Origin of the sequence: Sphingomonas psychrolutea (assembly GCF_014636175.1) — a bacterium.
Lineage (GTDB): Bacteria > Pseudomonadota > Alphaproteobacteria > Sphingomonadales > Sphingomonadaceae > Sphingomonas > Sphingomonas psychrolutea.
Map to the genome: position 1 here is coordinate 1 of NZ_BMDW01000029.1, position 23,197 is coordinate 23,197.

General features: G+C 62.0%; 34 protein-coding genes. 2 read left to right on the plus strand and 32 right to left on the minus strand.

Annotation, left to right across the window (positions count from 1 at the left end; genetic code table 11):
* Positions 1–424: 424 nt before the first annotated feature.
* Entirely contained in the window at positions 425–829 is a 405-nt protein-coding gene (locus IEV62_RS16830) for a hypothetical protein (protein WP_188449565.1), read from the plus strand.
* Here IEV62_RS16830 and IEV62_RS16835 read toward each other — a convergent pair.
* Complete coding sequence (locus tag IEV62_RS16835; protein WP_229733328.1) at positions 780–2,063, minus strand: tyrosine-type recombinase/integrase; 1,284 nt, start codon at positions 2,061–2,063, stop codon at positions 780–782. The genes IEV62_RS16830 and IEV62_RS16835 overlap by 50 nt on opposite strands.
* A 292-nt stretch (positions 2,064–2,355) precedes the next feature.
* A complete protein-coding gene (gene guaA / locus IEV62_RS16840) occupies positions 2,356–3,912 on the minus strand; it encodes a glutamine-hydrolyzing GMP synthase (protein WP_188449567.1) in 1,557 nt (518 codons plus the stop codon).
* A 49-nt stretch (positions 3,913–3,961) separates the two neighbouring features.
* On the opposite strand from guaA, the gene IEV62_RS16845 reads away from it, so the two are divergent.
* Positions 3,962–5,047 (plus strand): class I SAM-dependent methyltransferase, encoded by a 1,086-nt coding sequence (locus IEV62_RS16845; protein WP_188449569.1) that lies wholly within the window; start codon positions 3,962–3,964, stop codon positions 5,045–5,047.
* A 63-nt stretch (positions 5,048–5,110) separates the two neighbouring features.
* On the opposite strand, the gene rplQ is transcribed toward IEV62_RS16845, so the two are convergent.
* From rplQ to rpsJ, 30 genes are all read right to left on the minus strand, one after another.
* A complete protein-coding gene (gene rplQ / locus IEV62_RS16850) occupies positions 5,111–5,533 on the minus strand; it encodes a 50S ribosomal protein L17 (protein WP_188449572.1) in 423 nt (140 codons plus the stop codon).
* Between the two features lie 237 nt (positions 5,534–5,770).
* The gene (locus IEV62_RS16855; protein WP_188449574.1) at positions 5,771–6,838 is read right to left on the minus strand and encodes a DNA-directed RNA polymerase subunit alpha; all 1,068 of its coding nucleotides are present in this window, start codon (positions 6,836–6,838) and stop codon (positions 5,771–5,773) included.
* 97 nt (positions 6,839–6,935) lie between these two features.
* Complete coding sequence (rpsK, locus tag IEV62_RS16860; protein ID WP_010164557.1) at positions 6,936–7,325, minus strand: 30S ribosomal protein S11; 390 nt, start codon at positions 7,323–7,325, stop codon at positions 6,936–6,938.
* A gap of 54 nt (positions 7,326–7,379) precedes the next feature.
* Positions 7,380–7,748 (minus strand): 30S ribosomal protein S13, encoded by a 369-nt coding sequence (gene rpsM / locus IEV62_RS16865; protein WP_176495436.1) that lies wholly within the window; start codon positions 7,746–7,748, stop codon positions 7,380–7,382.
* 156 nt (positions 7,749–7,904) lie between these two features.
* Complete coding sequence (locus IEV62_RS16870; RefSeq protein WP_188449576.1) at positions 7,905–8,489, minus strand: Uma2 family endonuclease; 585 nt, start codon at positions 8,487–8,489, stop codon at positions 7,905–7,907.
* A gap of 29 nt (positions 8,490–8,518) precedes the next feature.
* Positions 8,519–9,877 (minus strand): HAMP domain-containing sensor histidine kinase, encoded by a 1,359-nt coding sequence (locus IEV62_RS16875; RefSeq protein WP_188449578.1) that lies wholly within the window; start codon positions 9,875–9,877, stop codon positions 8,519–8,521.
* A gap of 8 nt (positions 9,878–9,885) precedes the next feature.
* A complete protein-coding gene (locus tag IEV62_RS16880; RefSeq protein ID WP_229733330.1) occupies positions 9,886–10,578 on the minus strand; it encodes a winged helix-turn-helix domain-containing protein in 693 nt (230 codons plus the stop codon).
* 235 nt (positions 10,579–10,813) lie between these two features.
* A complete protein-coding gene (locus IEV62_RS16885) occupies positions 10,814–11,464 on the minus strand; it encodes an adenylate kinase (protein ID WP_188449582.1) in 651 nt (216 codons plus the stop codon).
* Positions 11,465–11,495: 31 nt separating this feature from the next.
* Positions 11,496–12,848 (minus strand): preprotein translocase subunit SecY, encoded by a 1,353-nt coding sequence (secY, locus tag IEV62_RS16890; RefSeq protein ID WP_188449584.1) that lies wholly within the window; start codon positions 12,846–12,848, stop codon positions 11,496–11,498.
* A 178-nt stretch (positions 12,849–13,026) separates the two neighbouring features.
* Positions 13,027–13,578, minus strand: coding sequence for a 50S ribosomal protein L15 (rplO, locus tag IEV62_RS16895; RefSeq protein ID WP_188449586.1), 552 nt, complete (start codon positions 13,576–13,578; stop codon positions 13,027–13,029).
* Positions 13,579–13,693: 115 nt separating this feature from the next.
* Positions 13,694–13,870: a 50S ribosomal protein L30 gene (rpmD, locus tag IEV62_RS16900; protein ID WP_188449588.1), complete on the minus strand. Its 177-nt coding sequence runs from the start codon at positions 13,868–13,870 to the stop codon at positions 13,694–13,696.
* A gap of 6 nt (positions 13,871–13,876) precedes the next feature.
* Positions 13,877–14,632 carry a 30S ribosomal protein S5 gene (rpsE, locus tag IEV62_RS16905; protein ID WP_229733332.1) on the minus strand — a complete coding sequence of 252 codons (756 nt, stop codon included), beginning with the start codon at positions 14,630–14,632 and terminating at the stop codon, positions 13,877–13,879.
* A gap of 2 nt (positions 14,633–14,634) precedes the next feature.
* The gene (gene rplR / locus IEV62_RS16910; RefSeq protein ID WP_188449591.1) at positions 14,635–14,994 is read right to left on the minus strand and encodes a 50S ribosomal protein L18; all 360 of its coding nucleotides are present in this window, start codon (positions 14,992–14,994) and stop codon (positions 14,635–14,637) included.
* Entirely contained in the window at positions 14,994–15,527 is a 534-nt protein-coding gene (gene rplF / locus IEV62_RS16915; RefSeq protein ID WP_188449593.1) for a 50S ribosomal protein L6, read from the minus strand. Before rplF ends, rplR begins: the two co-directional genes overlap by 1 nt.
* Before the next feature lies 1 nt (position 15,528).
* Positions 15,529–15,924: a 30S ribosomal protein S8 gene (gene rpsH, locus IEV62_RS16920; RefSeq protein WP_188449595.1), complete on the minus strand. Its 396-nt coding sequence runs from the start codon at positions 15,922–15,924 to the stop codon at positions 15,529–15,531.
* Positions 15,925–15,934: 10 nt separating this feature from the next.
* Complete coding sequence (rpsN, locus tag IEV62_RS16925) at positions 15,935–16,240, minus strand: 30S ribosomal protein S14 (protein ID WP_188449598.1); 306 nt, start codon at positions 16,238–16,240, stop codon at positions 15,935–15,937.
* A gap of 1 nt (position 16,241) precedes the next feature.
* Positions 16,242–16,808 (minus strand): 50S ribosomal protein L5, encoded by a 567-nt coding sequence (gene rplE / locus IEV62_RS16930; RefSeq protein ID WP_188449633.1) that lies wholly within the window; start codon positions 16,806–16,808, stop codon positions 16,242–16,244.
* Between the two features lie 19 nt (positions 16,809–16,827).
* Positions 16,828–17,145 carry a 50S ribosomal protein L24 gene (gene rplX, locus IEV62_RS16935; protein ID WP_188449600.1) on the minus strand — a complete coding sequence of 106 codons (318 nt, stop codon included), beginning with the start codon at positions 17,143–17,145 and terminating at the stop codon, positions 16,828–16,830.
* Between the two features lies 1 nt (position 17,146).
* Complete coding sequence (gene rplN / locus IEV62_RS16940) at positions 17,147–17,515, minus strand: 50S ribosomal protein L14 (RefSeq protein WP_010164574.1); 369 nt, start codon at positions 17,513–17,515, stop codon at positions 17,147–17,149.
* A gap of 152 nt (positions 17,516–17,667) precedes the next feature.
* Positions 17,668–17,940, minus strand: coding sequence for a 30S ribosomal protein S17 (rpsQ, locus tag IEV62_RS16945; protein WP_176495426.1), 273 nt, complete (start codon positions 17,938–17,940; stop codon positions 17,668–17,670).
* A 10-nt stretch (positions 17,941–17,950) separates the two neighbouring features.
* Positions 17,951–18,169, minus strand: a complete 219-nt coding sequence (rpmC, locus tag IEV62_RS16950) for a 50S ribosomal protein L29 (RefSeq protein ID WP_188449602.1) — start codon at positions 18,167–18,169, stop codon at positions 17,951–17,953.
* A gap of 1 nt (position 18,170) precedes the next feature.
* Positions 18,171–18,605 carry a 50S ribosomal protein L16 gene (rplP, locus tag IEV62_RS16955; protein WP_010164579.1) on the minus strand — a complete coding sequence of 145 codons (435 nt, stop codon included), beginning with the start codon at positions 18,603–18,605 and terminating at the stop codon, positions 18,171–18,173.
* 10 nt (positions 18,606–18,615) lie between these two features.
* Positions 18,616–19,317, minus strand: coding sequence for a 30S ribosomal protein S3 (rpsC, locus tag IEV62_RS16960; protein WP_188449604.1), 702 nt, complete (start codon positions 19,315–19,317; stop codon positions 18,616–18,618).
* Positions 19,317–19,700 carry a 50S ribosomal protein L22 gene (rplV, locus tag IEV62_RS16965; RefSeq protein WP_188449606.1) on the minus strand — a complete coding sequence of 128 codons (384 nt, stop codon included), beginning with the start codon at positions 19,698–19,700 and terminating at the stop codon, positions 19,317–19,319. The genes rpsC and rplV overlap by 1 nt, the downstream gene beginning before the upstream one ends.
* On the minus strand, positions 19,700–19,975 hold the full coding sequence (rpsS, locus tag IEV62_RS16970; RefSeq protein WP_010164582.1) for a 30S ribosomal protein S19: 276 nt from the start codon (positions 19,973–19,975) through the stop codon (positions 19,700–19,702). Before rpsS ends, rplV begins: the two co-directional genes overlap by 1 nt.
* 1 nt (position 19,976) lies before the next feature.
* Entirely contained in the window at positions 19,977–20,831 is an 855-nt protein-coding gene (rplB, locus tag IEV62_RS16975; protein ID WP_188449608.1) for a 50S ribosomal protein L2, read from the minus strand.
* Between the two features lie 4 nt (positions 20,832–20,835).
* A complete protein-coding gene (locus tag IEV62_RS16980; RefSeq protein ID WP_188449610.1) occupies positions 20,836–21,147 on the minus strand; it encodes a 50S ribosomal protein L23 in 312 nt (103 codons plus the stop codon).
* Positions 21,140–21,766, minus strand: coding sequence for a 50S ribosomal protein L4 (gene rplD / locus IEV62_RS16985; RefSeq protein ID WP_188449612.1), 627 nt, complete (start codon positions 21,764–21,766; stop codon positions 21,140–21,142). Before rplD ends, IEV62_RS16980 begins: the two co-directional genes overlap by 8 nt.
* 2 nt (positions 21,767–21,768) lie before the next feature.
* Positions 21,769–22,524, minus strand: coding sequence for a 50S ribosomal protein L3 (rplC, locus tag IEV62_RS16990; protein WP_188449614.1), 756 nt, complete (start codon positions 22,522–22,524; stop codon positions 21,769–21,771).
* Positions 22,525–22,739: 215 nt separating this feature from the next.
* Positions 22,740–23,048, minus strand: coding sequence for a 30S ribosomal protein S10 (rpsJ, locus tag IEV62_RS16995; protein WP_007406109.1), 309 nt, complete (start codon positions 23,046–23,048; stop codon positions 22,740–22,742).
* Positions 23,049–23,197: the final 149 nt, after the last annotated feature.

Sequence of the window (23,197 nt, forward strand, 5' to 3'; positions counted from 1 at the left end):
ATCCCACACGCAGGCACTCGACCTTGGGCTATCTCAGCCCCATGGACTTCGAGAAGCAGGCTCATGTAGTCTAACTTGGTGTCCATGGGACCGGCAGCAACTCACGACGCGAATCTGGCGTGCGTAAGAATCTTGGTTCGGACGCGCTATTGCACCTGGCCGAAAGCGGTCGGGCCCTTGCGTCGGCGTGGCAATCGCTGCTCGCCGCACACGCTTCGCTTCATGACGACCAGCTGAAAGCAGGTCTCAGCGCCTTCAACTACGGAGACAATGACCAAACTCCAAAGTTTAGCGAGCCAGCCGGCGAACTTCAGCCGTTGCGCGTAGCGTGTTAAAATCGTTTGACGTGAGCACGTCTCGGTGATCGACCAGCGGGGTGGCCCACACCGACGCTTTTATCATCTGGTTCGTCATATGCTCCGGCTTGGCGCTCGCAATGGGGGGCGCCGCGGAACGAACTGCGGCGCTCCTCCAGTTGATCGCGCTGGTGGTATCGCGGGTTCTAGGTTGGCTGAGCCCGAACAATTACGGCGCGGTCCTGATCCAGCTTTGGGCGGTCGATACCGGGCTCTTGATCGCCCTATACGTCCTGGCGTTTCGGGCCAACCGCTTCTGGCCGCTGTGGCTGGTAGGCCTGCAGACTCAGAGCGTGATCGTTCACCTCCTGAAGTTGATCGATCTGCACCTGCTTCCCGTCGGTTACTTCGCGGTCGTGAACCTGACCGCATGGCCTATGATCACATTGACAGCGATCGCCTCAGTACGACATCGCCATCGGCTCAAGCGCTACGGGATCGATCCATCCTTTCGACCTTATTCGCAGGTCTAGGCGGCGATCGTGCGGACACTTGGGCCGAAGCGCTAGTCGCTGAATATGGCTCGCTGCCTGCTGCGCTGACAGGAAGTCGAAGGCGGACTCTACCGGCGGTCGATGGGTCGTCACCAGCGGTGGATACGCCGCGCGGGGACCGACCGTCCTCATGCGCCAGGCATTTCTCGATCCAGTCGCTGTTGAAACCAAGTTCATTCAGCAGGGTCGATCCGGTGCGACGAAGATCGTGGACCGTAAAGGGCTCGAGCGGCAGCCCGTCCTTCTTCGCTTGTTCGACCATCGAATAGGTGACCCGGTTGAACGTCGCGCGCGACATAGGGGCGTCCGCATCATAGCGCGATGGCAGGAGATACTTGGAATTGCCGGCGCAGGTCTTCAGCGCGATGAGGATGTCCAGCATCTGGGTCGACAAGTAGACGTTGTGCGCCTTCGAGCGCTTCATCCGCTCCTTCGGGATGGACCAGACGGCGTTCTCGAAGTCGACTTCGTCCCATACTGCATCCTGCAGCTCGCTCTTGCGCACCATGGAAAGCAGGAAGAGTTTCATGCCGAGCCGGATCGTGGGCAGGGTAGCGACCTTCTCGATCACCTTGAAGAGCACGCGGATTTCGGAGGGCGATAGCGACCGGTCCTTGGGCGTAAAGGTTGCAATTGACGCGGGGCCGACCTCGTCGGCGGGGTTGGCGATCTTCTCGCCATTCAGGATGGCAAAGCCATAAATCTGTTTGACGATGTCGCGAACGTGGATCGCGGTCGCTGGCGCGCCACGATCGACGATGGCCAAGCAATGGGCGCGAAGATCTCCGGGAGTGATCTCTGGCAGCAGTCTATTTCGCCACGCAGGGAGAAGCTCACGCTCGAAAATAGAGCGCCGCATCGCGCGGGTGCTGTCGGCCATGGGGCTCGCGGTCAGCCACTTCTCGCCGAACTCGCCGAAACTCTTCGCCTCTTTGATCCGACGCTTTTCCCGTTGTTTTTCGATCGAAGGCGATAGCCCTTCCTGGACCATACGCTTGGCGTCGATGCATTTCTCGCGAGCTCGAGCCAGCGACAGACCAGCGGCTCCGTATTTTCCAAGCGTTACGGTCTCGCGCCTGCCGTTGAGACGGTAATCCAGCCGGAAGGAGATCGTCCCGTTTGTACCGACGCGCACATACATGCCATCACGGTCCGTTACCTTGTAGGCTTTATCTTTGGGTTTGAAATGCTTGAGTGCGGAATCGGTCAACATTGCCAGGGTCTCCGAAGATTTTTACCGTCACCCCAAAACGCACCTCTCCCGGCCCGAAAAGCTGTTGCTTTTCAGAATATTAGCCGAATGAAATTACCGTCAGGGCTATTGTAAGCCTGACGGTAACGGCGATTTTTGCGCTGAACAAGAGGGGGCGATACCGTCAGAACGGACGGCAGATTTGAAAGCTACCCACCGATTGTCTTTGAATGTCGCTGTGATAAAATATTTTTTTATCAGATGCTTACGTAGCAGTTCGGAGCAGGGTCGGCTGCCTCTGGAGTGGCAAAAATCATTCCCACTCGATCGTGCCCGGCGGCTTCGACGTATAGTCATAGGTCACGCGGTTGATACCCTTGACCTCATTGACGATCCGCGTCGCGACCCGCGGCAGGAAATCGCCGGGAAATTGGAACGCCTCGGCGGTCATGCCGTCGGTCGAGGTGACGGCGCGGAGTGCCAACACATTGTCGTACGTCCGCCCGTCGCCCATCACGCCGACGCTGCGCACCGGCAGCAGCACCGCGAACGCCTGCCAAATCGTGTCGTACAGCCCCGCCGCACGGATTTCCTCAAGGTAGATCGCGTCGGCCTTCCGCAAGATGTCGCAGCGTTCCTTGGTCACTTCGCCCGGAATGCGGATCGCGAGGCCCGGGCCAGGGAACGGGTGGCGCCCGACGAACGCCTCGGTCAGCCCGAGCTCGCGCCCCAATATGCGAACTTCGTCCTTGAACAGCTCGCGCAGCGGCTCGACCAATTGCATGTTCATCCGCGCGGGAAGCCCGCCGACATTATGGTGGCTCTTGATCGTTACCGACGGCCCACCGGTGAAGCTGACGCTTTCGATCACATCCGGGTACAGCGTCCCTTGGGCCAGGAAATCGGCACCGCCGACCTTCTTTGCCTCGGCCTCGAAAATGTCGATGAAGGCACCGCCGATGAACTTGCGCTTGGCCTCCGGGTCGGTAACGCCCGCCAGCCCGGTGAGAAACGTCTCCTCGGCATCCACATGCACCAGCGGAATATTATAGTGATTGCGGAACAACGTGACGACCTGTTCGGCCTCGGCGGTGCGCATGAGGCCGTGGTCGACGAACACACAGGTCAGTTGCGCGCCGATCGCCTCATGGATCAACACCGCCGCGACCGCGCTGTCGACGCCGCCCGAAAGCCCACAGATCACGCGCCCCTGCCCGACCTGAGCGCGGATTTCGGCGATCTTCGCGGCGCGGAATTCGGCCATCGTCCAATCACCGGTCAAGCCGCAGACGTGGCGCGCGAAATTGGCGATCAGCTTGGCGCCATCGGGCGTGTGCGCCACCTCCATGTGGAATTGCGTTGCGTAATATTTGCGCGAATCGTCCGCCACGACGGCGATCGGCGATCCGGGGCTGACCGCAACCGGGCGGAAACCGGGGGCGAGCGCGGTTACCTTGTCGCCATGGCTCATCCACACCTGGTGGTGCTCGCCGGTCTGCCACACGCCATCGAACAACGCGCAAGCGTCGGTCACTTCGATCACGGCATGGCCGAACTCGCCGCTTTCGCCGAGCGTCACCGACCCGCCGAGCTGGTGCATCAGCACTTGCTGCCCGTAACAAATGCCAAGGATCGGCACGCCACTGTCGAGGATCGCCTGCGGAATGCGGGGGGAGCCGTCGTCGAGCACCGAGGCCGGGCTGCCCGACAGGATCACGCCCTTGGGGGCCATCCGCGCAAACGCCGCATCGGCGGTGGTGAAGGGTGCAATCTCGCTATACACCCCGCTCTCACGGACGCGCCGCGCGATCAATTGCGTTACCTGGCTGCCGAAATCGACGATGAGAATGGAGTCTGTCGGTTGGGTCATGGCGCCAGATAGCAGATGCGGGGGCGCAGGAAAGGGGTTTGGGGACGAAATGAACGATAGTGACGACCTGCGGGCGGTCGCACGCGCCGGCTTCGAGCCGATGGTCGCAGCGGCAGGCCGCGATGGGCGCAAGCTCGCCGCCCTCGCGGGCCTCGCATCGAAGATCGGACTGCGCGCGCGAGTCTATCCGTTGGCACTCGAAGCACGCGCGCTCGCACCCGACGATGTCGAGGTTGCCGCGCGCACGCAGCAGCTGATCGGCCACAGCGTACCGCGCTGGCATTTCAATATGCTGCGCGACGAACCCCGTAACGCGGCGTTCGACGCCGCGATCCGGCGCGCGGTGACGCCGGGCACGCACGTCCTCGATATCGGCGCGGGCAGCGGGCTGCTGTCGCTGATGGCGGCGCGCGCGGGGGCCGGACGAGTCGTCGCGTGCGAGGAAAACCCCGCCATCGCCGACGTCGCGACGCGGATTATCGCCGCCAATGGCTATGGCGAGCGCATTCGCGTCGTGACGGGCAATTCCACCGACCTCGAGATGGAGGCAGACCTTGAAGGCCGCGCCGACGTGATCGTCTCCGAAATCGTGTCGAACAATTTGCTGGCCGAGGGCGTGTTGAAAACGCTGGCAGACGCATCGACGCGGCTGCTCGCGCCGGGTGGCCAGATGATCCCGGCCGGCGGCGACGTAATGGTCGCACTCGGCAGCTGGACCGCACTCGACGAGCGTGACGTCGCCATTGTCGATGGGTTTGATCTCAGCGGGTTCAACGCGCTGGCGCAGGTGCCGCGCACCGTCCCAGTGGCCGATCCGACGCTTACCTTGCAGAGCGCGGCAGCCGCGCTGCTGTCGTTTGATTTCACCGCGCCACCACCGCGCGAGCCGCATCGCGCTGCGCTGACGCTGACCGCTACCGGCGGTCCGGTTGGCGGCGTGGTGCAGTGGATTCGGCTGCAAATGGATGCGGACGGGGTTTACGAGAACCGCCCCGGGCCCGACGCAAAATCGCATTGGGGGGCGCAATATTATCCGTTCGCGGAGCCGCTCGATGTGCCCGCTGGGACGTTCGTGCAGATCGCCGGGGTGCATGACGGCCAGCGCCTGCTGGTGTGGCGCGAGGATCGCGACTGAAACGCAAAAGGAGCCGCACCCTTCCCGGGTACGGCTCCTTTCTCGATCTACAATGCGAAGCGCTTATGCGGCTTCGTCATACTCGCCGTCAGTCATCACCGGGCCCGAATCCTGACCCTTGGCGCTGACGTCGCGATCGACGAATTCGATGATCGCCATCGGCGACGCGTCCGACATGCGGATGCCGGCCTTGACGACGCGGGTATACCCACCGTTGCGGTCGGCATAGCGCGTGGCCAGCACGTCGAACAGCTTGATCAGTTGCGCATCGTCGAGCAGCCGCGTGTGCGCCAGACGACGGTTGGACAGGCCACCCTTCTTTGCCAGCGTGATCAGCTTTTCGACATACGGACGCAGTTCCTTCGCCTTGGCGACGGTGGTGGTGATCTGCTCGTGCTTGATCAGGGCAGCGGACATGTTGCGGAACAACGCAATGCGATGTGCCGAAGTACGCTGCAGTTTACGACCGCCTACGCGATGACGCATGATATTGTCCTTCGTTCGTTAAGGGGCCGTGTGAGGTACCCCAGACCAGGTGGCTGTAAGGCCGCCACCGATCGCCTTCTTACTTACCTTAACCCTCTTCCATTCTTCATGGGAGAGGGTTGGGTGAGTCTTCTTCTACTCAGGACCGCCGCGGCAAAGCCGCGTCGTCGGACGTCGCAAGCGACGCCGGCCGGGCTTACGCCGTCTCAGGATTAGCGTGCGCTAATCCTGTGCGGCTTAGCCCATAATCTCCTGCTCGAGCTTCTTGGCCATTTCCTCGATATTCTCAGGCGGCCAACCCGGGATTTCCATCCCAAGCCGAAGCCCCATCGAAGACAGCACTTCCTTGATCTCGTTGAGCGACTTGCGGCCGAAGTTCGGCGTGCGCAGCATCTCGGCTTCGGTCTTCTGGACCAGATCGCCGATGTAGATGATGTTGTCGTTTTTGAGGCAATTGGCGCTGCGCACCGACAGTTCGAGCTCGTCGACCTTCTTGAGCAGGTAACGGTTGATCTGCTGCGTATCGCCCGACACTTCGCCGCCGGTCGAGGCCGGAGCGGCATGGCCGATCGGTGCCGAACGCTGCACGCTCGAATCGTCGAAGCCGACGAACAAGGCGAGTTGATCCTGCAGGATGCGACCGGCATAACCCACGGCTTCCTCTGGCGAGATCGTGCCGTCGGTTTCGATCGTCAGCGTCAGCTTGTCGTAATCGAGTTCCTGCCCAACGCGGGTGTTCTCGACCTTGTAGCTGACCTGCTTGACCGGCGAATACAGCGCATCGACCGGAATCAGCCCGATCGGCGCATCGGCCGGACGGTTGGCAACCGCCGCAACATAGCCCTTACCGACGTCTGCGGTAAATTCCATGTTGAGCGTTGCGCCCTCATCGAGGTGGCACAGCACAAGCGCGGGGTTCATCACTTCGATGTCGCCCGAAACCGCGATGTCACCCGCCTTGACCGGACCTGGGCCCGTTGCCGAGAGCTGGAGGCGCTTCGGCCCTTCGCCCTGCATCCGCAGCGCAATCTGCTTGACGTTGAGGACGATGTCGGTGACGTCTTCGCGAACACCCGCCAGCGACGAAAATTCATGCAGCACGTTCTCGATCTTGATCGAGGTGACGGCGGCACCCTGCAACGACGACAGCAATACGCGACGCAAGGCGTTTCCGAGAGTCAGGCCAAATCCACGCTCCAGTGGCTCGGCGACGAAGGTCGCCTTGCGCTTGCCGTCTCCGCCGGGCTTCTTTTCGAGGCCGGACGGCTTCTTCAGTTCCTGCCAGTTCTTTGCATTGACGGACATGGGCTATCCCTTGGTTTTGGGCCGAAATGGGGGGATCCCGGCCATGTTTAGACTCAAATCCGTGCAGCGCGATCAACCGCGCACGGCCGAGACGAAATCAGACGCGACGACGCTTCGAAGGACGCACGCCATTGTGCGGGATCGAGGTCACATCGCGGATCGACGTGATCTGGAAACCAACCGCCTGGAGCGCGCGCAGCGCCGATTCACGACCCGAACCCGGGCCCTTCACTTCGACTTCGAGCGTGCGCACGCCATGTTCAGCGGCCTTCTTGCCAGCGTCTTCGGCGGCAACCTGCGCCGCATATGGAGTCGACTTGCGCGAGCCCTTGAAGCCCATTGCGCCGGCCGACGACCACGAAATCGCGTTGCCCTGGGCATCGGTGATCGTGATCATGGTGTTGTTGAAGCTTGCGTTCACATGGGCGACGCCCGAAGTGATGTTCTTGCGCTCACGCCGCTTAATGCGTTGCGGTTCACGTGCCATTGTCTTGTCCTAACCTTGCTGCAAGAGCGAGCCGCGGTCACCCGCGGCTCAAGCTCACTTCTTCTTACCGGCGATCGGCTTTGCCTTGCCCTTGCGGGTGCGCGCATTGGTATGCGTACGCTGGCCACGGACCGGGAGGCCCTTGCGATGGCGAAGCCCGCGATAGCAAGCGAGATCCATCAAACGCTTGATGTTCATCGCCACGCTGCGGCGAAGATCACCCTCGACCGTATAGTCGGCGTCGATCGTCTCACGGATGTGGAGCACTTCCTGATCGGTCAGGTCCTGCACGCGCGCCGTCATCGGAATGTTCAGCTTGGTGACGATTTCCTTGGCCTTGGTGTTGCCAATGCCGTGAATGTAGGTGAGCGCGATAACGACGCGCTTGTTGGTCGGGATGTTGACCCCGGCGATACGTGCCATGAACTTTTTCTCCTGCTCCACAGGGCTGCATGGCTGCAGACCCCATCTCATCGCGTTGCCTACCGTGTGACACGCACAACACCGGCGAGCGCAAACAGCGCCGCCGGAGACCGGTGTTTCGGAATGGTCGTGCGTTAAGCCTCGATTCGGGCGATGTCAAGCGAGGTAGGTGGTGTCTATCGCAATCTGCGGAATGGTAACAGAAGTTATACGATCCCCGAACCGGGTCTCGCTGACATTGCTGTACGCTCCGTCGATCGGCGCCGTCATCTGGATAATCTTTTGCCCATTCACATCGACGACCCAATATTCCGGCACACCCGCCCCGGCGTACAATTGCGCCTTTTTGCCCAAGTCGAAATCAAGGGAGGTAGCGGATACCTCTACCGCCAACCGGACCGATTGGGCGGATACCAGTGCATCGCGTTCGATCGTCGCGATCACCAAGTCGGGCTCCGGCAGATTGTGGTCGTCGAGCTTCGTCGAAACGGGCGAATAGACCTTGAGCGCGAGCCCCGACGCGCGGATCGCATTCACCAAGTCGGCATTGATGGCGGACAAGGTGCCGGCGTGCGGTCGATAGATCGCGTTCACGGTATAGATGTCTCCATCGATCAACTCGGACTTGGCAAACGCATCCAACGCGCCGCTCTCCTGCAGCACGATAAAATCTTCGACCCGCAAGGCGAACTTACGAGGTTCGGTGAGGTGCCCAGGGATGACGGTCGCTTGCACGTTCATATGCAAAAGATACGCCCCTCCGATCCGGTTTACAACGCCACCGGCACCACCACCGTCGCCACCAGCCCCGGCGCATTGTCGCTGAGTTCCAGCCGCCCGCCGTGCAGGCGCGCGACGGCCTCGACCAGCGCCATCCCCAGCCCCGCCCCCGGCAGACTGCGCGCTGCGTCGAGCCGCCCGAAGCGGCGCAGCGCCTGCGCACGATCGGCCTCAGCGATGCCGGGGCCGCGATCCTCGACCTGGAACCGGGCCGCGCCATCGGCAAGCGCGAGCCGGAGCGTGATCGCCCCGCCCTGCCCGGCATGGCGCAGCGCATTGTCGATCAGATTGGCGAGCGCCTGCGTCAGCAATTCCCGGTGCAGGACCAGGCGCGGCACACTGCGCGCGATCACCGCGTCGAAGCGCATTCCGGCATCCTCGACCACGGGCGCGTAAAGCTCGCCAATTTCGTCCATCAACGCCGCCGGATCTACGGCCGCGAGCCGGTCGCGGGGGACCGATTCCGCCCGCGTGATCTCGATCATCGTCGACAGCATCCGCATCACCAGATCGGTCTCGATCAGCAGACCGCCCATCGCCGCCTCGCGCTGAGCCGGCTCTGCCTGCAACACAGCCGCCTCGGCCTTGGCGCGCAACCGTGCGAGCGGAGAACGCAAATCATGCGCGAGACCGTCGGTGACGATGCGAAGTTCGGTCATCAGCCGTTCGGTCTTGTCGAGCATCGCGTTGAGCCGCGTCGCCAGCCGATCGAACGCATCACCACCACTTGCCGCATTCGTCACCCGTCGCGACAGGTCGCCACCCGCGACGCCTTCAATCACATCGGCAACGCTGTTCAGCCTGCGCCCGACATAGCGCGTCACCACCAATCCCCCCGCCACGCCGAGCGCCAGCGACAGCGCCATCGCGGTCAGCAACGCCCGCTCAATCCCGCGCTGCTCCTGTTCCCAATCGTCGAGCAGCCGTCCGCTAACAAGGCGGTACGCATCAATCCGCCGCACGGCATAGCCCGCCTCGCGCTCCGACCACGGCTGCCAGTCGCTCATCCGGCCGATTCGAAACAGCGTAGGTTGCAGTGCCGCGACATGCGCGAAATCAGGGGCGCCTCCAGCCACGCGGCGCCCATCGGGCGCGATCACCGCGAGAATGCGCGATGGGTCGGCAGGGGAACGTCGGTCGGCAATAGTCTTGCCAAGCGCTGCAAGGCCGCCGGTGCGGTACACCGCGACCAGCGCATCCGATTCCGCGATCGTGTCTCGACGCAAGGCTTCGATCGCATCGTCATGCACCAGCTTCCACACGAACGCGACGAGCACGACGTTAGACGTGAGCGCCAGCGCGATCGCCAGCAACGCGATCCGCGTCGTGAAGGTCAGCCGAAGTTTCACCGGGCCTGTCAGGCCTCGATTGACAGCCGGTATCCAGCCCCGCGCACAGTGTGCAGGATCGGCGCGGCAAATCCCTCCTCGAGCTTACGCCGTAGCCGTCCAATATGGACGTCAACGACGTTCGATCCCGGGTCAAAATGATAGTTCCAGATTTTCTCCAGCATCATCGTGCGCGTCACAACTTGCCCGGCATGCCGCGCGAGATATTCGAGCAAGTTGAACTCGCGCGCGCCAAGCTGGATCGAGCGCCCGCCGCGCGCGACCGTGCGGGCGAGCAAATCGATCTCCAGATCGCCGACCGACAACCGCGTCGGCTGACCTTCGGAGGCACCGCGATCGACCCGGCGGAAAATCGCATCGATCCGGGCGGTGAGTTCGGCAAAGGAAAAGGGTTTGACCAGATAATCGTCCGCGCCGGCATTCAGCCCGTCGATTCGGTCATCCACGGTGCCCAGCGCCGACAGAATCAACGTCGGCGTACGCACGCCAGCGGCGCGAATTGCCCCCAGCATCGCCAGGCCATTCAGTCCGGGCAGCATGCGATCCGCGATAATCAGGTCAAAAATGCCCTCGCTCGCGAGGAACAGCCCATCGCGTCCGTCACCACAGATCTCGACCGAATAGCCGCCCTCGCTCAACCCCTTGGCAAGATATGCGGCGGTCGAGGCATCGTCTTCGACGATTAGGATCTTGCGAGTCACAGGCGGCATTCCGGGTGGTTTCCCTCCGAGCCTAGACAGAAATGAGGCCGGCGGAAAGCAAGCCTTCCGCCGGCCAACGACACCCCCGGGAGTGCGAGTGCCGATCTCGTGAAAATGTACTCAGCCGCGTGCATCGACCGACAACCGGTATGCACCGGTCGGCCGCACGCGCCGATGACGCGACCGTGAAGAAGCTGTCATGCTTGGATAAACGCGTCGCGCAGACGCGCGACACTCAGGTTGCGTCGAGGATCGCCTCGATCGCCGCAGTCACCGCGTCGATCTCACCCATGCCATCGACCCGCGCGAGCAAACCCCGCGCGGCATAGATCGGGATGATCGGTTCGGTCTTGGCGCGATATTCGGCCATGCGTGTGCGCACCGTTTCTTCATTGTCGTCGGGGCGTCGTTTGAAGTCATGGCTACCGCACACGTCGCACGTGTTTGCGACCTTGGTCTGCTTGAACACGTCGTGGTAGCCCGCGCCGCAATTGGCGCAGGTGAACCGCCCAACGATCCGCGCGACGAGCTTGTCTTCATTCACTTCAAGCTCGATGACATGATCGAGCGAGCGGCCGTGGCGTGTGAGGATCGTGTCAAGCTGCTCAGCCTGCGGCGCAGTGCGCGGATAACCGTCGAAGATCACCCCCTGCCCCGGCTCGAGCAAGCCCAATTTCTCGTCGATGATACCAGAGACGATCTCGTCCGAAACCAGCTCGCCGGCTTCCATCACCGCCTTGGCCTTAAGACCGACCGGGCTACCCGACTTCACTGCCGCACGCAGCATGTCCCCGGTCGACAATTGGACCATGCCGCGATCCGCTTCAAGACGGCTCGCCTGGGTGCCTTTGCCCGCACCCGGTGGTCCCAACAAAATGATGTTCAAGCCGCCACTCCCGTTTGGCTGTCCGTCGCTCTTAGCGGAGACGTCCACCCTTCAACTTCGCCTTTTTGATCAGATCACCATACTGATGCGCCAACAGATGCGACTGAATCTGCGTCACCGTATCCATAGTGACATTGACGACAATCAGCAGGCTCGTCCCGCCAAGGTAGAACGGAATCGACAGCGCTGACACCAAATATTCGGGCAGCAGGCAAATTATCGCCAGATACCCCGCACCGATCACCGTGATCCGCGTCAGCACGTAATCGAAATAATTCTCGGTATTCTTGCCCGGTCGGATCCCGGGGATGAACCCGCCATAGCGCTTGAGATTGTCGGCGGTCTCTTCCGGATTGAACACGACGGCGGTGTAGAAGAACGAGAAGAAGATGATCCCCGCACCATACAGCGTCATATACGCGATGCTGCCATGCTGCAGATACTGGTTGAGCCAGATAATCGCCGACCCCCAATAGCTGTCCCCCGAAACATTCTTGCCCGCAAACTGCGTGATCGTCAGCGGCATGAGCAGCAGCGACGAGGCAAAAATCGGCGGGATCACACCCGCAGTGTTGATCTTCAGCGGCAAATGGCTGCGATCGGCCTGCATTCCGCGCTGCGTCTGCCGCTTGGGATATTGGATCAGAATGCGGCGCTGCGCACGCTCCATGAAGCAAATGAACAGAATGAGGCCAGCGACCGCCACCGCGATCAACACGACGGTAAAGCCCGTCACGCTGCCACCGCCGGTCCGCGCGGTCTGCGCGAGGTTGTAGAGCGTCGTCGGCAGATTCGCGACGATGCCCGCCATAATGATCAGCGACATGCCGTTGCCGATCCCGCGGCTGGTGATTTGCTCGCCGATCCACATCAGGAACATGGTGCCCCCGACGAGGCTGATGACCGAGCCGATGATGAACAACGGCCCGGGCTCGACCACGACGCCCTGGCTCTCAAACCCGAGCGACAGGAAATAGCCCTGGATCACCGTCAGCGCGACCGTGCCATAGCGCGTATATTGATTGAGCCGCTTGCGTCCGCTCTCGCCTTCCTTCTTGATCGCGGCAAGCGTTGGCGACAGCGAGGTCGCAAGCTGCACCACGATCGAGGCGGTGATGTACGGCGTAACGCCTAGCGCGATCAGGCTGGCACGCTTCAGCGACCCACCCGAGAAGGCGTTGAAAAAATCGAGCACGCCGCCGCTAGTCCGTTGCGCCAGCGCGGTCAGCGCGGTCGGGTCGATCCCCGGCAACGGGACGTAGCTGAGCAGGCGGAACACGATCAGCGCGCCGATCGTGAACCACAAGCGCTTCTTGAGGTCGGTCGCCTGTGCGAATTTCGACAGGCTGATGCTGGAGGCCATCTGGTCGGCTGCGGATGCCATGGGTGCTGTTTGCCCTAAAACGAAAACGGCGGTGGACGATGTTACCCGCCCCCGCCGCTCATATAGTCACGCCCGCCCGGTTGTCTAACCTCAGCGGCAATTTGTTCCCCGGCAAAAGCCGAAACCCAGCATCGAGCGGATCGCAAGCTGGACCCCGGCTTCCGCCGGGGAACGACGCTTACTTGTTCGCGGCCTGCTTGGCTTCCTTGTCGGCCTTGCGCTCGCGATACTTGACGCCCTTCTTGGCGGCAGCCTTTTCTGCTGCAGGCACGACGTGAATCACGTCGACCGAACCACCGATTTTTTCAACGGCTTCGATCGCACCCTTGGAGGCACCGGCGACGGTGAACTTCAAAACCGTGGTCAGTTCGCCCTTGGCGAGCAGACGGACCCCGTCCTTGCCACCGCGTGCCAGGCCAGCGGCCTTCAGCGCATCATGGTCGAGCGTCGCACCGGCTTCGATCTTGCCCGCGTCGATTGCCTTCTGGATTGCACCGAGGTTCACCTCAGCATAATCCTTGGCGAAAATGTTGTTGAAGCCACGTTTTGGCAAACGCATGTGGAGCGGCATCTGGCCGCCTTCGAAGCCGGCGATGGACACGCCCTCGCGGCTCTTCTGGCCCTTCTGCCCGCGTCCTGCGGTCTTGCCCTTGCCCGAACCGATACCCCGGCCCACGCGCATGCGGGATTTACGGGCACCGTCATTGTCGCGGATTTCGTTCAGTTTCATGGTCGTGCACTCGCTTTCGCTTTTGTCGCGCTGATAAAATGAGGAAGGGGGCCGTTAGCCCCCTCCCCCGTCTTTGTCTATCACCCTCGCACGCCAGCGCACGAAGGCAGATACATTACGCCTCGATCTTCACCATATGCGCGACCTTACGGATCATGCCGCGAACTTCGGGCGTGTCCTGCAATTCGCGCGTGCGGTGCATCTTGTTGAGGCCGAGGCCGATCAGCGTCGCGCGCTGGTCGGATTCGCGGCGGATCGGCGAACCGGTCTGCGTGATCTTGATGGTTGCCATGATCGTCTACTCCACGATCGCTTCGGCTTCGGCCTGGGGCGCTTCCGCACCACCACGGCCGAGCAAGTCGGCGATTTTCTTGCCACGACGTTGCGCAACCGACTTCGGGCTAACTTGTGCGGTCAGCGCTTCGAAGGTCGCACGGATCATGTTGTACGGGTTGGACGTGCCGACCGACTTGGTCACGACGTCCGCCACACCCAGCGATTCGAACACGGCGCGCATTGGGCCACCGGCGATGATGCCCGTTCCCTGCGGGGCCGAGCGCAGCGTAACGAGACCGGCACCGAAGTGACCGTTACCGTCATGATGCAGCGTGCGGCCGTCCTTGAGCGGAACGCGAACCATTGCCTTCTTGGCAGCAGCGGTCGCCTTCGAAATGGCTTCCGGCACCTCGCGCGCCTTGCCATGACCAAAGCCAACGCGACCCTTGCCGTCGCCGACGACGACGAGCGCTGCGAAGCCGAAGCGCTTACCGCCCTTGACCGTCTTCGAGACGCGGTTGATGTGCACCAACTTCTCGATCAGCTCTTCGCCGCCATCGTCCGAACCCGGACGACCACCGCGATTGTCACGTCCGCCGCGATTATCGCGTCCGCCGCGGTTTGCACCGCCACCAGGACCGCGACCGCCACCGGGACCACCACGACCGCCGCCAGGGCCACCGCGTCCACGCGGCGCTTCCTGCTGGGGAGCAGGCGCTGCGTCGGGCGCTGCTGCGCCAGATGCAATGGCGTCGTTCGGAATGTTGTCGTCAGCCATAATTAGAACTCCAATCCGGCTTCACGCGCGGCAGTCGCCAGCGCCTTGACGCGACCGTGGAACAAAAAGCCACCGCGATCGAACACGACTTGCGTCACGCCAGCCGCCTTGCAGGCCTCGGCGATGCGCGTGCCCACAGCCGTCGCCGCGTCGATGTTGGCACCAGACGTGTCGCGCACGTCCTTTTCCAACGTCGAAGCAGCAGCAAGCGTCAGCCCACGTGCGTCGTCGATGATCTGCGCATAGATGTGACGGCCCGAGCGATGGATCGACAGCCGCGGACGGCCCGATCCACGCGCACGGAGCGCAGTGCGGTTGCGGCGGCGCCGCTTCTCGAAGAGAGACATACCCTTGGTCGACATTACTTCTTCTTCCCTTCCTTGCGGAAGATGAACTCGCCATCGTACTTGATGCCCTTGCCCTTGTAAGGCTCGGGCTTACGCCAGCGACGAATTTCTGCGGCGAGCTGACCGACCTTCTGCTTGTCGGTGCCCGAAATCTCGATCGTCGTGTTGTCGGGGGTCTTGACCTCGATCCCCTCCGGCACGTCGATGTTAACGTCATGGCTGTAGCCAAGCTTCAGGTTCAAATTCTTGCCCTGTGCGGCAGCGCGATACCCAACACCGTTGATCAACAGCTTCTTAGTGAAGCCGTCCGAAACGCCGGTGATCAGGTTCTGCACGAGCGTCCGCTGCATGCCCCAGAACGCGCGAGCACGCTTGGTGTCGTTCGCCGGATTGACCGAAACGCCGCCCTGTTCGAGGACATAGCTGATCTCTTCGCGCAGCGGCATAGCAAGGGTGCCCTTGGGGCCCTTGACCGTGAGCAGCTGGTCTTCGATCGTCGCGGTAACACCGCTTGGGATCGCGACCGGCTTTTTACCGATACGGCTCATATCAGAACACCTCCGCGAGGACTTCGCCGCCGACATTCTGTTCGCGCGCTTCGGCGTCGGACAGAACGCCGCGGGGCGTGGAGACGATCGTGATGCCGAGGCCGTTCATGACGCGCGGCAGCTCGGTCGAAGCCGAGTATACGCGCCGACCGGGCTTGGACACACGGGCAACGTGCTTGATCGCGGGCTGGCCCTCGAAATATTTCAGCTCGATGCGGATGCCAGCCGCAGGGCCCATCTGCTCTTCGCTATAGCCACGGATATAACCTTCGCGCTGGAGCACGTCGAGCACGCGGGCCCGCAGCTTCGAGCCCGGAGTCAGGACGGAGTCCTTCTTCGCGCGCTGGCCGTTGCGGATGCGGGTGAGCATATCACCCAGGGGATCGGTCAATGCCATCTGTTGATCCTTACCAGCTCGACTTCGTAACGCCGGGGATCAGGCCCTTATTGGCCAAATCGCGCAGCTGAATACGGCAGAGGCGGAACTTGCGATAATATGCGCGCGGACGACCCGTCAGCTCGCAGCGGTTGCGGATGCGCGTCGGGTTCCCGTTGCGGGGAATCTCGGCCATCTTGAGCCGTGCTTCGATCCGCTCACCGTCGCTCAGCGACTGATCGGCTGCGATCGCCTTCAGCGCTGCGTACTTGGGCGCGTACTTCTTGACGAGCATCTTGCGACGCTCGTTCTTGTTGACAGAACTTACCTTCGCCATCTTATGCTGCCTTCTTTTCGGTCGCGTCTTCAGGTGCTTCCGGCGGGAACGGGAAGCCGAACAAACGCAGCAGCTCGCGCGCTTCGTCGTCGGTCCGTGCCGTCGTCGTGACGATCACGTCCATGCCGCGGATCTTGTCGATCCGGTCATAGCTGATTTCCGGGAACACCAACTGCTCCTTCAGGCCGCAAGCATAGTTGCCGCGTCCGTCGAACGACTTGGGGTTGAGCCCGCGGAAATCGCGAACGCGCGGCAGCGCGATCGTGATGAAACGGTCGAGGAATTCGTACATGCGGTCACGACGAAGGGTAACCTTCACGCCGATCGGCATGCCTTCGCGCAGCTTGAACTGAGCGATCGACTTCTTGGCCTTGGTCACGACGGGCTTCTGCCCGGCAATCAGCTCCATTTCCTGGGCTGCCTGGTCGACCTTCTTCTTGTCCTGCGTCGCTTCGCCAACGCCCATGTTGAGGACGATCTTGTCAAGCCGCGGGACTTCCATCGCGTTCTTGTAGCCGAACTTCTCGGTCATCGCGGCGATGATCTTGTCGTCGTACATGCCCCGCATCCGGGGCTTGGTGGTAGCATCAACCACTGATCTTCTCCCCGGTCTTGACCGCAACGCGGACCTTCTTGCCGTCCTGGGTCTCGAAACGAACGCGCGTCGGCTTGCCGTCGGCGGTCACATGCGCGACCTTGGAAATGTGCATCGGCGCTTCCGAACGCTTCAGGCCACCCTGCGGGTCACCCTGGCTCGGCTTGGTGTGGCGCACCGCGATGTTGACGCCCGACACCACGACCTTACCGGCCTTGGGCAGCGCGAGCGTGACGTCGCCGGTCTTGCCCTTGTCCTTGCCGGACAGGACGATGACGCGGTCACCCTTCTTAATCTTAGCGGAAGCCATTTTACAGCACCTCCGGCGCGAGCGAGATGATCTTCATGTGCTTCTTGCCGCGAAGCTCACGCACCACTGGGCCAAAGATACGCGTGCCGATCGGCTCTTCGTTCTTATTGACCAGCACGGCTGCGTTCGAATCGAAGCGGATCACAGTGCCATCGGCGCGGCGGATGTCCTTCGCCGTACGCACGATGACGGCACGGTGCACGTCGCCCTTCTTCACGCGGCCGCGGGGTGCGGCTTCTTTCACGCTGACGACGATGATGTCGCCCACGCCTGCAACACGACGCTTGGAACCTCCAAGCACCTTGATGCACATAACCCGCTTCGCGCCGCTATTGTCAGCGACCTCGAGATTGGATTGCATCTGGATCATAGATCCGCGTCCTTCTCTTCTCAGGCACCGATACCGACCGGTGCCGCCTTAAAAAATCCCAACCGACACCCCAGCGAAGGCTGGGGTCTTGCGGTTATCGTCCCGACCCTTTCCACGAAACCCCAACCTGCGTTGGGGTAAAGCGGAGGTGTTCAGGCGTCGACGTCGACCCGCTCGGGCGTCGCGTGGGTGTTAACCCGATCGACGACCTTCCAGGTCTTCAGCTTGGAGATTGGCGCGGTCTCTTCGATCCGCACGGTCTCGCCCTGCTTGAACTCATTGCCCTCATCATGGGCATGATACTTCTTCGTACGACGGATGATCTTGCCGTAGAGCGGGTGCTTCACCTTACGCTCAACGTTCACGACCACCGTTTTGTCGCCCTTGTCGGAGACGATCAGCCCCGTCAGCACGCGCTTTGGCATGTCTAAATCCTTACTTCGCAGCCGCGTCGCGCGAACGCGACGACTGCAGGGTCTTGATGCGAGCAATGTCGCGACGAACTTCGCGGACGCGGCTCGGCTTCTCAAGCTGGTTGGTCGCCGCCTGGAAACGCAGATTAAACGCCTCGCGCTTCAGATTGCCGAGCTCTTCGCCCAGCTGATCTTCGGTCTTGGCGACCAGGTCGGAACGACGCGTGTCGATCTTGGCCATGTTATGCAACTCCCAGATGCGAGGTGTCGCCGAGACGGGCAACGACCTTCACCTTGATCGGCAGCTTCATCGCTGCACGGCTGAATGCCATTGCGGCAATATCGCCCGGAACGCCGTCCAGTTCGAACAGGATCCGGCCCGGCTTGACCCGCGCTGCCCAATATTCCGGCGAACCCTTGCCCTTACCCATGCGGACTTCGGCAGGCTTGCCCGAGACGGGAACGTCGGGGAACACGCGGATCCACAAACGACCCTGGCGCTTGATGTGACGCGTGATCGCGCGGCGAGCCGCCTCGATCTGGCGCGCGGTGAGACGATCCGGCTCCATCGCCTTCAGGCCGTACGACCCGAAGTTAAGCGTGGTGCCACCCTTGGCGTCGCCATGGATGCGGCCCTTGAAGGCCTTGCGGAACTTGGTCTTTTTCGGTTGAAGCATGATCTATTCCTTAACGGCGCGGATCAGGCCGGACGCCGGAAGTCTGTGCTTCCATCATCAGCCGGTCGGTCGCCATCGGGTCATGGCCCAGGATTTCGCCCTTGAAGATCCACACCTTCACGCCGCACACACCGTACGCAGTGTGGGCCGTCGCTTCGGCATAATCGACATTGGCGCGCAGCGTGTGGAGCGGCACGCGACCTTCGCGATACCATTCCGAACGCGCGATTTCAGCACCGCCGAGACGTCCGCCGCAATTGATCCGGATGCCCTCGGCGCCCAGACGCATTGCCGACTGTACCGCACGCTTCATCGCGCGACGGAACGCGATACGACGCTCAAGCTGATCGGCGATGCCTTGTGCGACGAGCTTGCTGTCGACTTCCGGCTTGCGGATTTCGACGATGTTCAGGCTCACGTCGGACGTGGTCATCTTGCCGAGCTGACGGCGCAGCTTTTCGATATCCGCACCCTTCTTGCCGATGATGACGCCAGGGCGCGCAGCGAAGATCGAGACGCGGCACAGCTTGGCCGGACGGTCGATCACCACCTTGGAGATCGCTGCCTGCGGCAACGACTTCATGATGAAAGCGCGCATCCGAAGATCTTCGAGCAGAAGACGACCGTAATCGGCGCCCTCCGCATACCAGCGGCTATCCCAAGTGCGATTGATCTGCAGGCGCAGACCGATGGGGTTCGATTTCTGACCCATTACGCTTCTTCTTCTTCCATTTCGCGAACGACGATGCGCAAGCGGCTGAACGGCTTCAGGATGCGGGTCGATTTGCCGCGACCGCGCGTGGCGAAACGCTTCATCACGATCGACTTGCCGACCGATGCTTCCGATACGATCAGCGCATCGACGTCGAGGTTATGGTTGTTCTCAGCGTTGGCGATGGCCGAGGCCAGCACCTTGCGCGCTTCGATCGCCATACCCTTGGTCGAGAATTGCAGGATGTTCATCGCATCGCCGACCGGCTTGTTGCGGATGAGCGCCGCGACCAGGCCGAGCTTCTGCGCCGAACCACGGATCTGCGCGCCGACCGAAAGGGCTTCCTTCTCGCCGACCCGGCGGGGGGATTTAGCCTTAGACATTAGCGCTTGCCCTTCTTGTCCGCGGCGTGGCCGGGGAAATAGCGGGTGGGCGCGAACTCGCCGAGCTTCATGCCCACCATGTCCTCGTTGACCGAAACCGGCACGAACTTGCGACCGTTATAGACGCTGAACGTGAGACCCACGAACTGCGGCAGGATCGTCGAACGCCGCGACCAAGTCTTGATCGCGCCGCGCGCATTGGTTTCCTGCGCGGTTTCTGCCTTCTTGAGCAGATGAAGGTCCACGAACGGACCCTTCCAGACTGAGCGAGCCATGTTAGCCCTTCCTCTTCGTCGAATGACGCGAACGGATAATCATCTTGTCCGTCGCCTTGTTGTGGCGGGTGCGCGCACCCTTGGTCGGCTTGCCCCACGGGGTAACCGGATGACGGCCGCCCGAGGTCCGGCCTTCACCACCGCCGTGCGGATGGTCGACCGGGTTCTTGGCAACGCCGCGCGTCAGCGGGCGGATGCCCAACCAGCGATTGCGACCGGCCTTGGCGAGGTTGGTGTTGCCATTGTCGGGGTTCGACACGGCACCGACCGTCGCCATGCAGTTCGCATGGATGTAACGCTGCTCGCCCGAGTTGAGGCGGACCATGACCATGCCCTTGTCGCGACCGACGACCTGCACATAGGTGCCAGCCGAACGGGCGATCTGGCCACCCTTGCCCGGCTTCATCTCGACGTTATGGACGATCGTGCCGACCGGCATCTGGCCCAGTTCCATCGCATTGCCCGGCTTCACGTCGGTCTTCTTGTCGGCGACAACCTTGTCACCAACGGCCAGACGCTGCGGTGCCACGATATAGGCAACGTTATCCTTGCCATCTTCGGTCTGACCATAGTTGATCAGCGCGATGAACGCGGTGCGGTTGGGATCATATTCGATCCGCTCGACCGTGCCCTCGACGCCCCACAACCGACGCTTGAAGTCGATGATGCGATAGCGCTGCTTGTGGCCACCGGCAATGCCGCGCGAGGTCACATGGCCCTTATTGTTACGGCCACCGGTCTTGCGCTTGCCTTCGGTCAGCGCCTTAACGGGGCCACCCTTGTGCAGGCCGGAACGGTCGATCAGGATCAGGCCACGGCGGGCCGGGCTGGTCGGGTTATAATGCTTCAGTGCCATCGGATCAGATCCCCGTCGTCACGTCGATGGACTGGCCGTCCTTCAACGTCACGATCGCCTTCTTGATGTCGGAGCGAGTGTAGGGCGCGCCCTTCCACTTCTTGGTCTTGCCCTTCTGGACGATCGTATTGACCCCCAGCACGGTCACGTCGAACAACGCTTCCACCGCAGCCTTGATTTGCGGCTTGGTTGCGTCGTTGGCGACCTTGAACACGACGGCGTTATGCTCGCTGAGCAAGGTCGCCTTTTCGGTGATGTGCGGTGCGACGATCACGTCATAATGACGCGCGTCGATCGCGGTTTTTGGCTTAGCCATTGAAGCGCGCCTCCAGCATGTCGACGGCAGCGCGGGTAAGGACCAGCGTGTCGTGCTTCAGGATATCATAAACATTGGCACCAGCGGCCGGCATCACGTTGATCGTGTGCAGATTGCCCGCGGCGAGCGCGAAGCTGGTGTCGACCATGTCGCCGTCGATGACGAGCGCGGTCTTGCCGGTGCCGAGCTTTGCCCAATCCGCAATCAGCGTCTTGGTCTTGTTCTCGGCAACCGCGAGGCTGTCCATGACGATCAGCGTGCCAGCCTGGGCATGGCTCGACAGCGCCATCTTCAGACCGAGCGCGCGAACCTTCTTGTTCAGCGACGGGTTGAAGTCGCGGACGCGAGCGCCGTGCGCCTTGCCACCACCGATGAACACCGGCGCGCGACGATCGCCGTGACGGGCGGTACCGCCACCCTTCTGATTGCCGAACTTCTTGCCGGTACGAGCAACGTCGGCGCGCTCACGCGTGCCGCGTGCGGTCGCACGGCGCTTTTCGAGCTGCCAGGTCACAACGCGGTGCAGGATGTCGGCGCGCGGATCGAGGCCGAAGACCTCGTCGTTGAGCTCGATGTCCGTACCGGTCGCACCATCGAAAGACTGAGATGTAACCTTCATGATCAGCCCTCCTGGCCGTCGGTCGCATCCACGGTCGCGACGTCAGCAGGCGTCTCGGCGGGAGCGGTATCGTTATTGTTGGCGACGGCGCGCAGACCGGCGGGGTACGGCGCGTCTGCGTGCCGTGCGACCTTCACCGAATCCTTGACGAGCAGCCAGCCACCCTTCGAACCAGGGACCGAACCCTTGACGAAGATGAGACCGCGCTCGACGTCGGTGGAAACGATTTCGAGGTTTTGCTGGGTGCGGTTCTTGTCGCCCATGTGCCCGGCCATCTTCTTGTTCTTGAAGACCTTGCCCGGGTCCTGGCGCTGACCGGTCGAACCGAGCGAACGGTGCGAGACCGAAACGCCGTGCGTAGCGCGCAAACCGCCGAAGCCCCAACGCTTCATGCCGCCCTGGAAGCCCTTGCCCTGCGTCACGCCCTGAATGTCAACGATCTGGCCGGCGACATAATGGTCGGCGGAGATGGTCGCACCAACTTCGAGGACGGCGTCATCGGAAACGCGGAATTCCGCCAGCTTCGCTTTGAGCTCGACTTCGGCCTTGCCGAAATGGCCACGCTGCGGCTTGGCGACATTCTTTGCTTTTGCGGTACCTGCGCCCAGCTGGACTGCAACATACCCGTCTTTATCGGCCTCGCGAACGGCCACAACTTGCAGATTTTCCAGTGACAGAACGGTCACGGGCACATGGCGCCCATCGTCCTGGAACCAGCGGGTCATCCCCATCTTTTTCGCGATCACGCCAGTGCGCATGATCAATGCTCCATTCAATGCAGAGGCACCCCGCGGACCATTCCGAAGGGTGCGTGCTAGCCCTGTTTTATTTTATACTGCGGCCCCGACCCGGGCTGGTGCTCCCCGCCTTGGCGGTGGAGCGTGTCGGGGGACGCAGACCCAAGCGAACTTGGCGGTATCCCGTCTATCTGGTGCTGCCCAAGGGCGGCACCGAATCTCGTGGAGGCGCGCTATTACGCGAGCTTGATCTCAACGTCAACGCCTGCGGCAAGGTCGAGCTTCATCAAAGCGTCGACCGTCTGCGGCGTCGGCTGAACGATGTCGAGCATGCGCTTGTAGGTACGGACTTCGAACTGCTCGCGCGACTTCTTGTCGATGTGCGGACCGCGGTTCACGGTGAACTTCTCGATGCGCGTGGGCAACGGGATGGGACCACGGATCAGCGCGCCGGTGCGGCGGGCGGTGTCGGCGATGTCGCCGGTCGCCTGATCAAGCACACGATGATCGAACGCCTTAAGACGAATGCGGATATTGCTGTCCATAGTCCCTACCGATGCGAAAGAGCGGGGCAACTCCTCCATTCGTCACCCCGGCGGAGGCCGGGGTCTCATGGTGGAGCGGATACCGCCCAGCCAAAAGATCCCAGCCTTCGCTGGGATGACGGCTAGAAGGCCGCCTCTACTGTTAAAAC

What these genes read in the sequence shown, in the direction of transcription:
- IEV62_RS16835 (WP_229733328.1), bottom strand. Translation starts at nt 2,063, where the DNA reads ATGTTGACCGATTCCGCACTCAAGCATTTCAAACCCAAAGATAAAGCC.
- guaA (WP_188449567.1), bottom strand. Translation starts at nt 3,912, where the DNA reads ATGACCCAACCGACAGACTCCATTCTCATCGTCGATTTCGGCAGCCAG.
- IEV62_RS16845 (WP_188449569.1), top strand. Translation starts at nt 3,962, where the DNA reads ATGAACGATAGTGACGACCTGCGGGCGGTCGCACGCGCCGGCTTCGAG.
- rplQ (WP_188449572.1), bottom strand. Translation starts at nt 5,533, where the DNA reads ATGCGTCATCGCGTAGGCGGTCGTAAACTGCAGCGTACTTCGGCACAT.
- IEV62_RS16855 (WP_188449574.1), bottom strand. Translation starts at nt 6,838, where the DNA reads ATGTCCGTCAATGCAAAGAACTGGCAGGAACTGAAGAAGCCGTCCGGC.
- rpsK (WP_010164557.1), bottom strand. Translation starts at nt 7,325, where the DNA reads ATGGCACGTGAACCGCAACGCATTAAGCGGCGTGAGCGCAAGAACATC.
- rpsM (WP_176495436.1), bottom strand. Translation starts at nt 7,748, where the DNA reads ATGGCACGTATCGCCGGGGTCAACATCCCGACCAACAAGCGCGTCGTT.
- IEV62_RS16870 (WP_188449576.1), bottom strand. Translation starts at nt 8,489, where the DNA reads ATGAACGTGCAAGCGACCGTCATCCCTGGGCACCTCACCGAACCTCGT.
- secY (WP_188449584.1), bottom strand. Translation starts at nt 12,848, where the DNA reads ATGGCATCCGCAGCCGACCAGATGGCCTCCAGCATCAGCCTGTCGAAA.
- rplO (WP_188449586.1), bottom strand. Translation starts at nt 13,578, where the DNA reads ATGAAACTGAACGAAATCCGCGACAATGACGGTGCCCGTAAATCCCGC.
- rpmD (WP_188449588.1), bottom strand. Translation starts at nt 13,870, where the DNA reads ATGGCAACCATCAAGATCACGCAGACCGGTTCGCCGATCCGCCGCGAA.
- rpsE (WP_229733332.1), bottom strand. Translation starts at nt 14,632, where the DNA reads ATGGCTGACGACAACATTCCGAACGACGCCATTGCATCTGGCGCAGCA.
- rplR (WP_188449591.1), bottom strand. Translation starts at nt 14,994, where the DNA reads ATGTCGACCAAGGGTATGTCTCTCTTCGAGAAGCGGCGCCGCCGCAAC.
- rplF (WP_188449593.1), bottom strand. Translation starts at nt 15,527, where the DNA reads ATGAGCCGTATCGGTAAAAAGCCGGTCGCGATCCCAAGCGGTGTTACC.
- rpsH (WP_188449595.1), bottom strand. Translation starts at nt 15,924, where the DNA reads ATGGCATTGACCGATCCCCTGGGTGATATGCTCACCCGCATCCGCAAC.
- rpsN (WP_188449598.1), bottom strand. Translation starts at nt 16,240, where the DNA reads ATGGCGAAGGTAAGTTCTGTCAACAAGAACGAGCGTCGCAAGATGCTC.
- rplE (WP_188449633.1), bottom strand. Translation starts at nt 16,808, where the DNA reads ATGCGGGGCATGTACGACGACAAGATCATCGCCGCGATGACCGAGAAG.
- rplX (WP_188449600.1), bottom strand. Translation starts at nt 17,145, where the DNA reads ATGGCTTCCGCTAAGATTAAGAAGGGTGACCGCGTCATCGTCCTGTCC.
- rplN (WP_010164574.1), bottom strand. Translation starts at nt 17,515, where the DNA reads ATGATCCAGATGCAATCCAATCTCGAGGTCGCTGACAATAGCGGCGCG.
- rpsQ (WP_176495426.1), bottom strand. Translation starts at nt 17,940, where the DNA reads ATGCCAAAGCGCGTGCTGACGGGGCTGATCGTCTCCGACAAGGGCGAC.
- rpmC (WP_188449602.1), bottom strand. Translation starts at nt 18,169, where the DNA reads ATGGCCAAGATCGACACGCGTCGTTCCGACCTGGTCGCCAAGACCGAA.
- rplP (WP_010164579.1), bottom strand. Translation starts at nt 18,605, where the DNA reads ATGCTTCAACCGAAAAAGACCAAGTTCCGCAAGGCCTTCAAGGGCCGC.
- rpsC (WP_188449604.1), bottom strand. Translation starts at nt 19,317, where the DNA reads ATGGGTCAGAAATCGAACCCCATCGGTCTGCGCCTGCAGATCAATCGC.
- rplV (WP_188449606.1), bottom strand. Translation starts at nt 19,700, where the DNA reads ATGTCTAAGGCTAAATCCCCCCGCCGGGTCGGCGAGAAGGAAGCCCTT.
- rpsS (WP_010164582.1), bottom strand. Translation starts at nt 19,975, where the DNA reads ATGGCTCGCTCAGTCTGGAAGGGTCCGTTCGTGGACCTTCATCTGCTC.
- rplB (WP_188449608.1), bottom strand. Translation starts at nt 20,831, where the DNA reads ATGGCACTGAAGCATTATAACCCGACCAGCCCGGCCCGCCGTGGCCTG.
- IEV62_RS16980 (WP_188449610.1), bottom strand. Translation starts at nt 21,147, where the DNA reads ATGGCTAAGCCAAAAACCGCGATCGACGCGCGTCATTATGACGTGATC.
- rplD (WP_188449612.1), bottom strand. Translation starts at nt 21,766, where the DNA reads ATGAAGGTTACATCTCAGTCTTTCGATGGTGCGACCGGTACGGACATC.
- rplC (WP_188449614.1), bottom strand. Translation starts at nt 22,524, where the DNA reads ATGCGCACTGGCGTGATCGCGAAAAAGATGGGGATGACCCGCTGGTTC.
- rpsJ (WP_007406109.1), bottom strand. Translation starts at nt 23,048, where the DNA reads ATGGACAGCAATATCCGCATTCGTCTTAAGGCGTTCGATCATCGTGTG.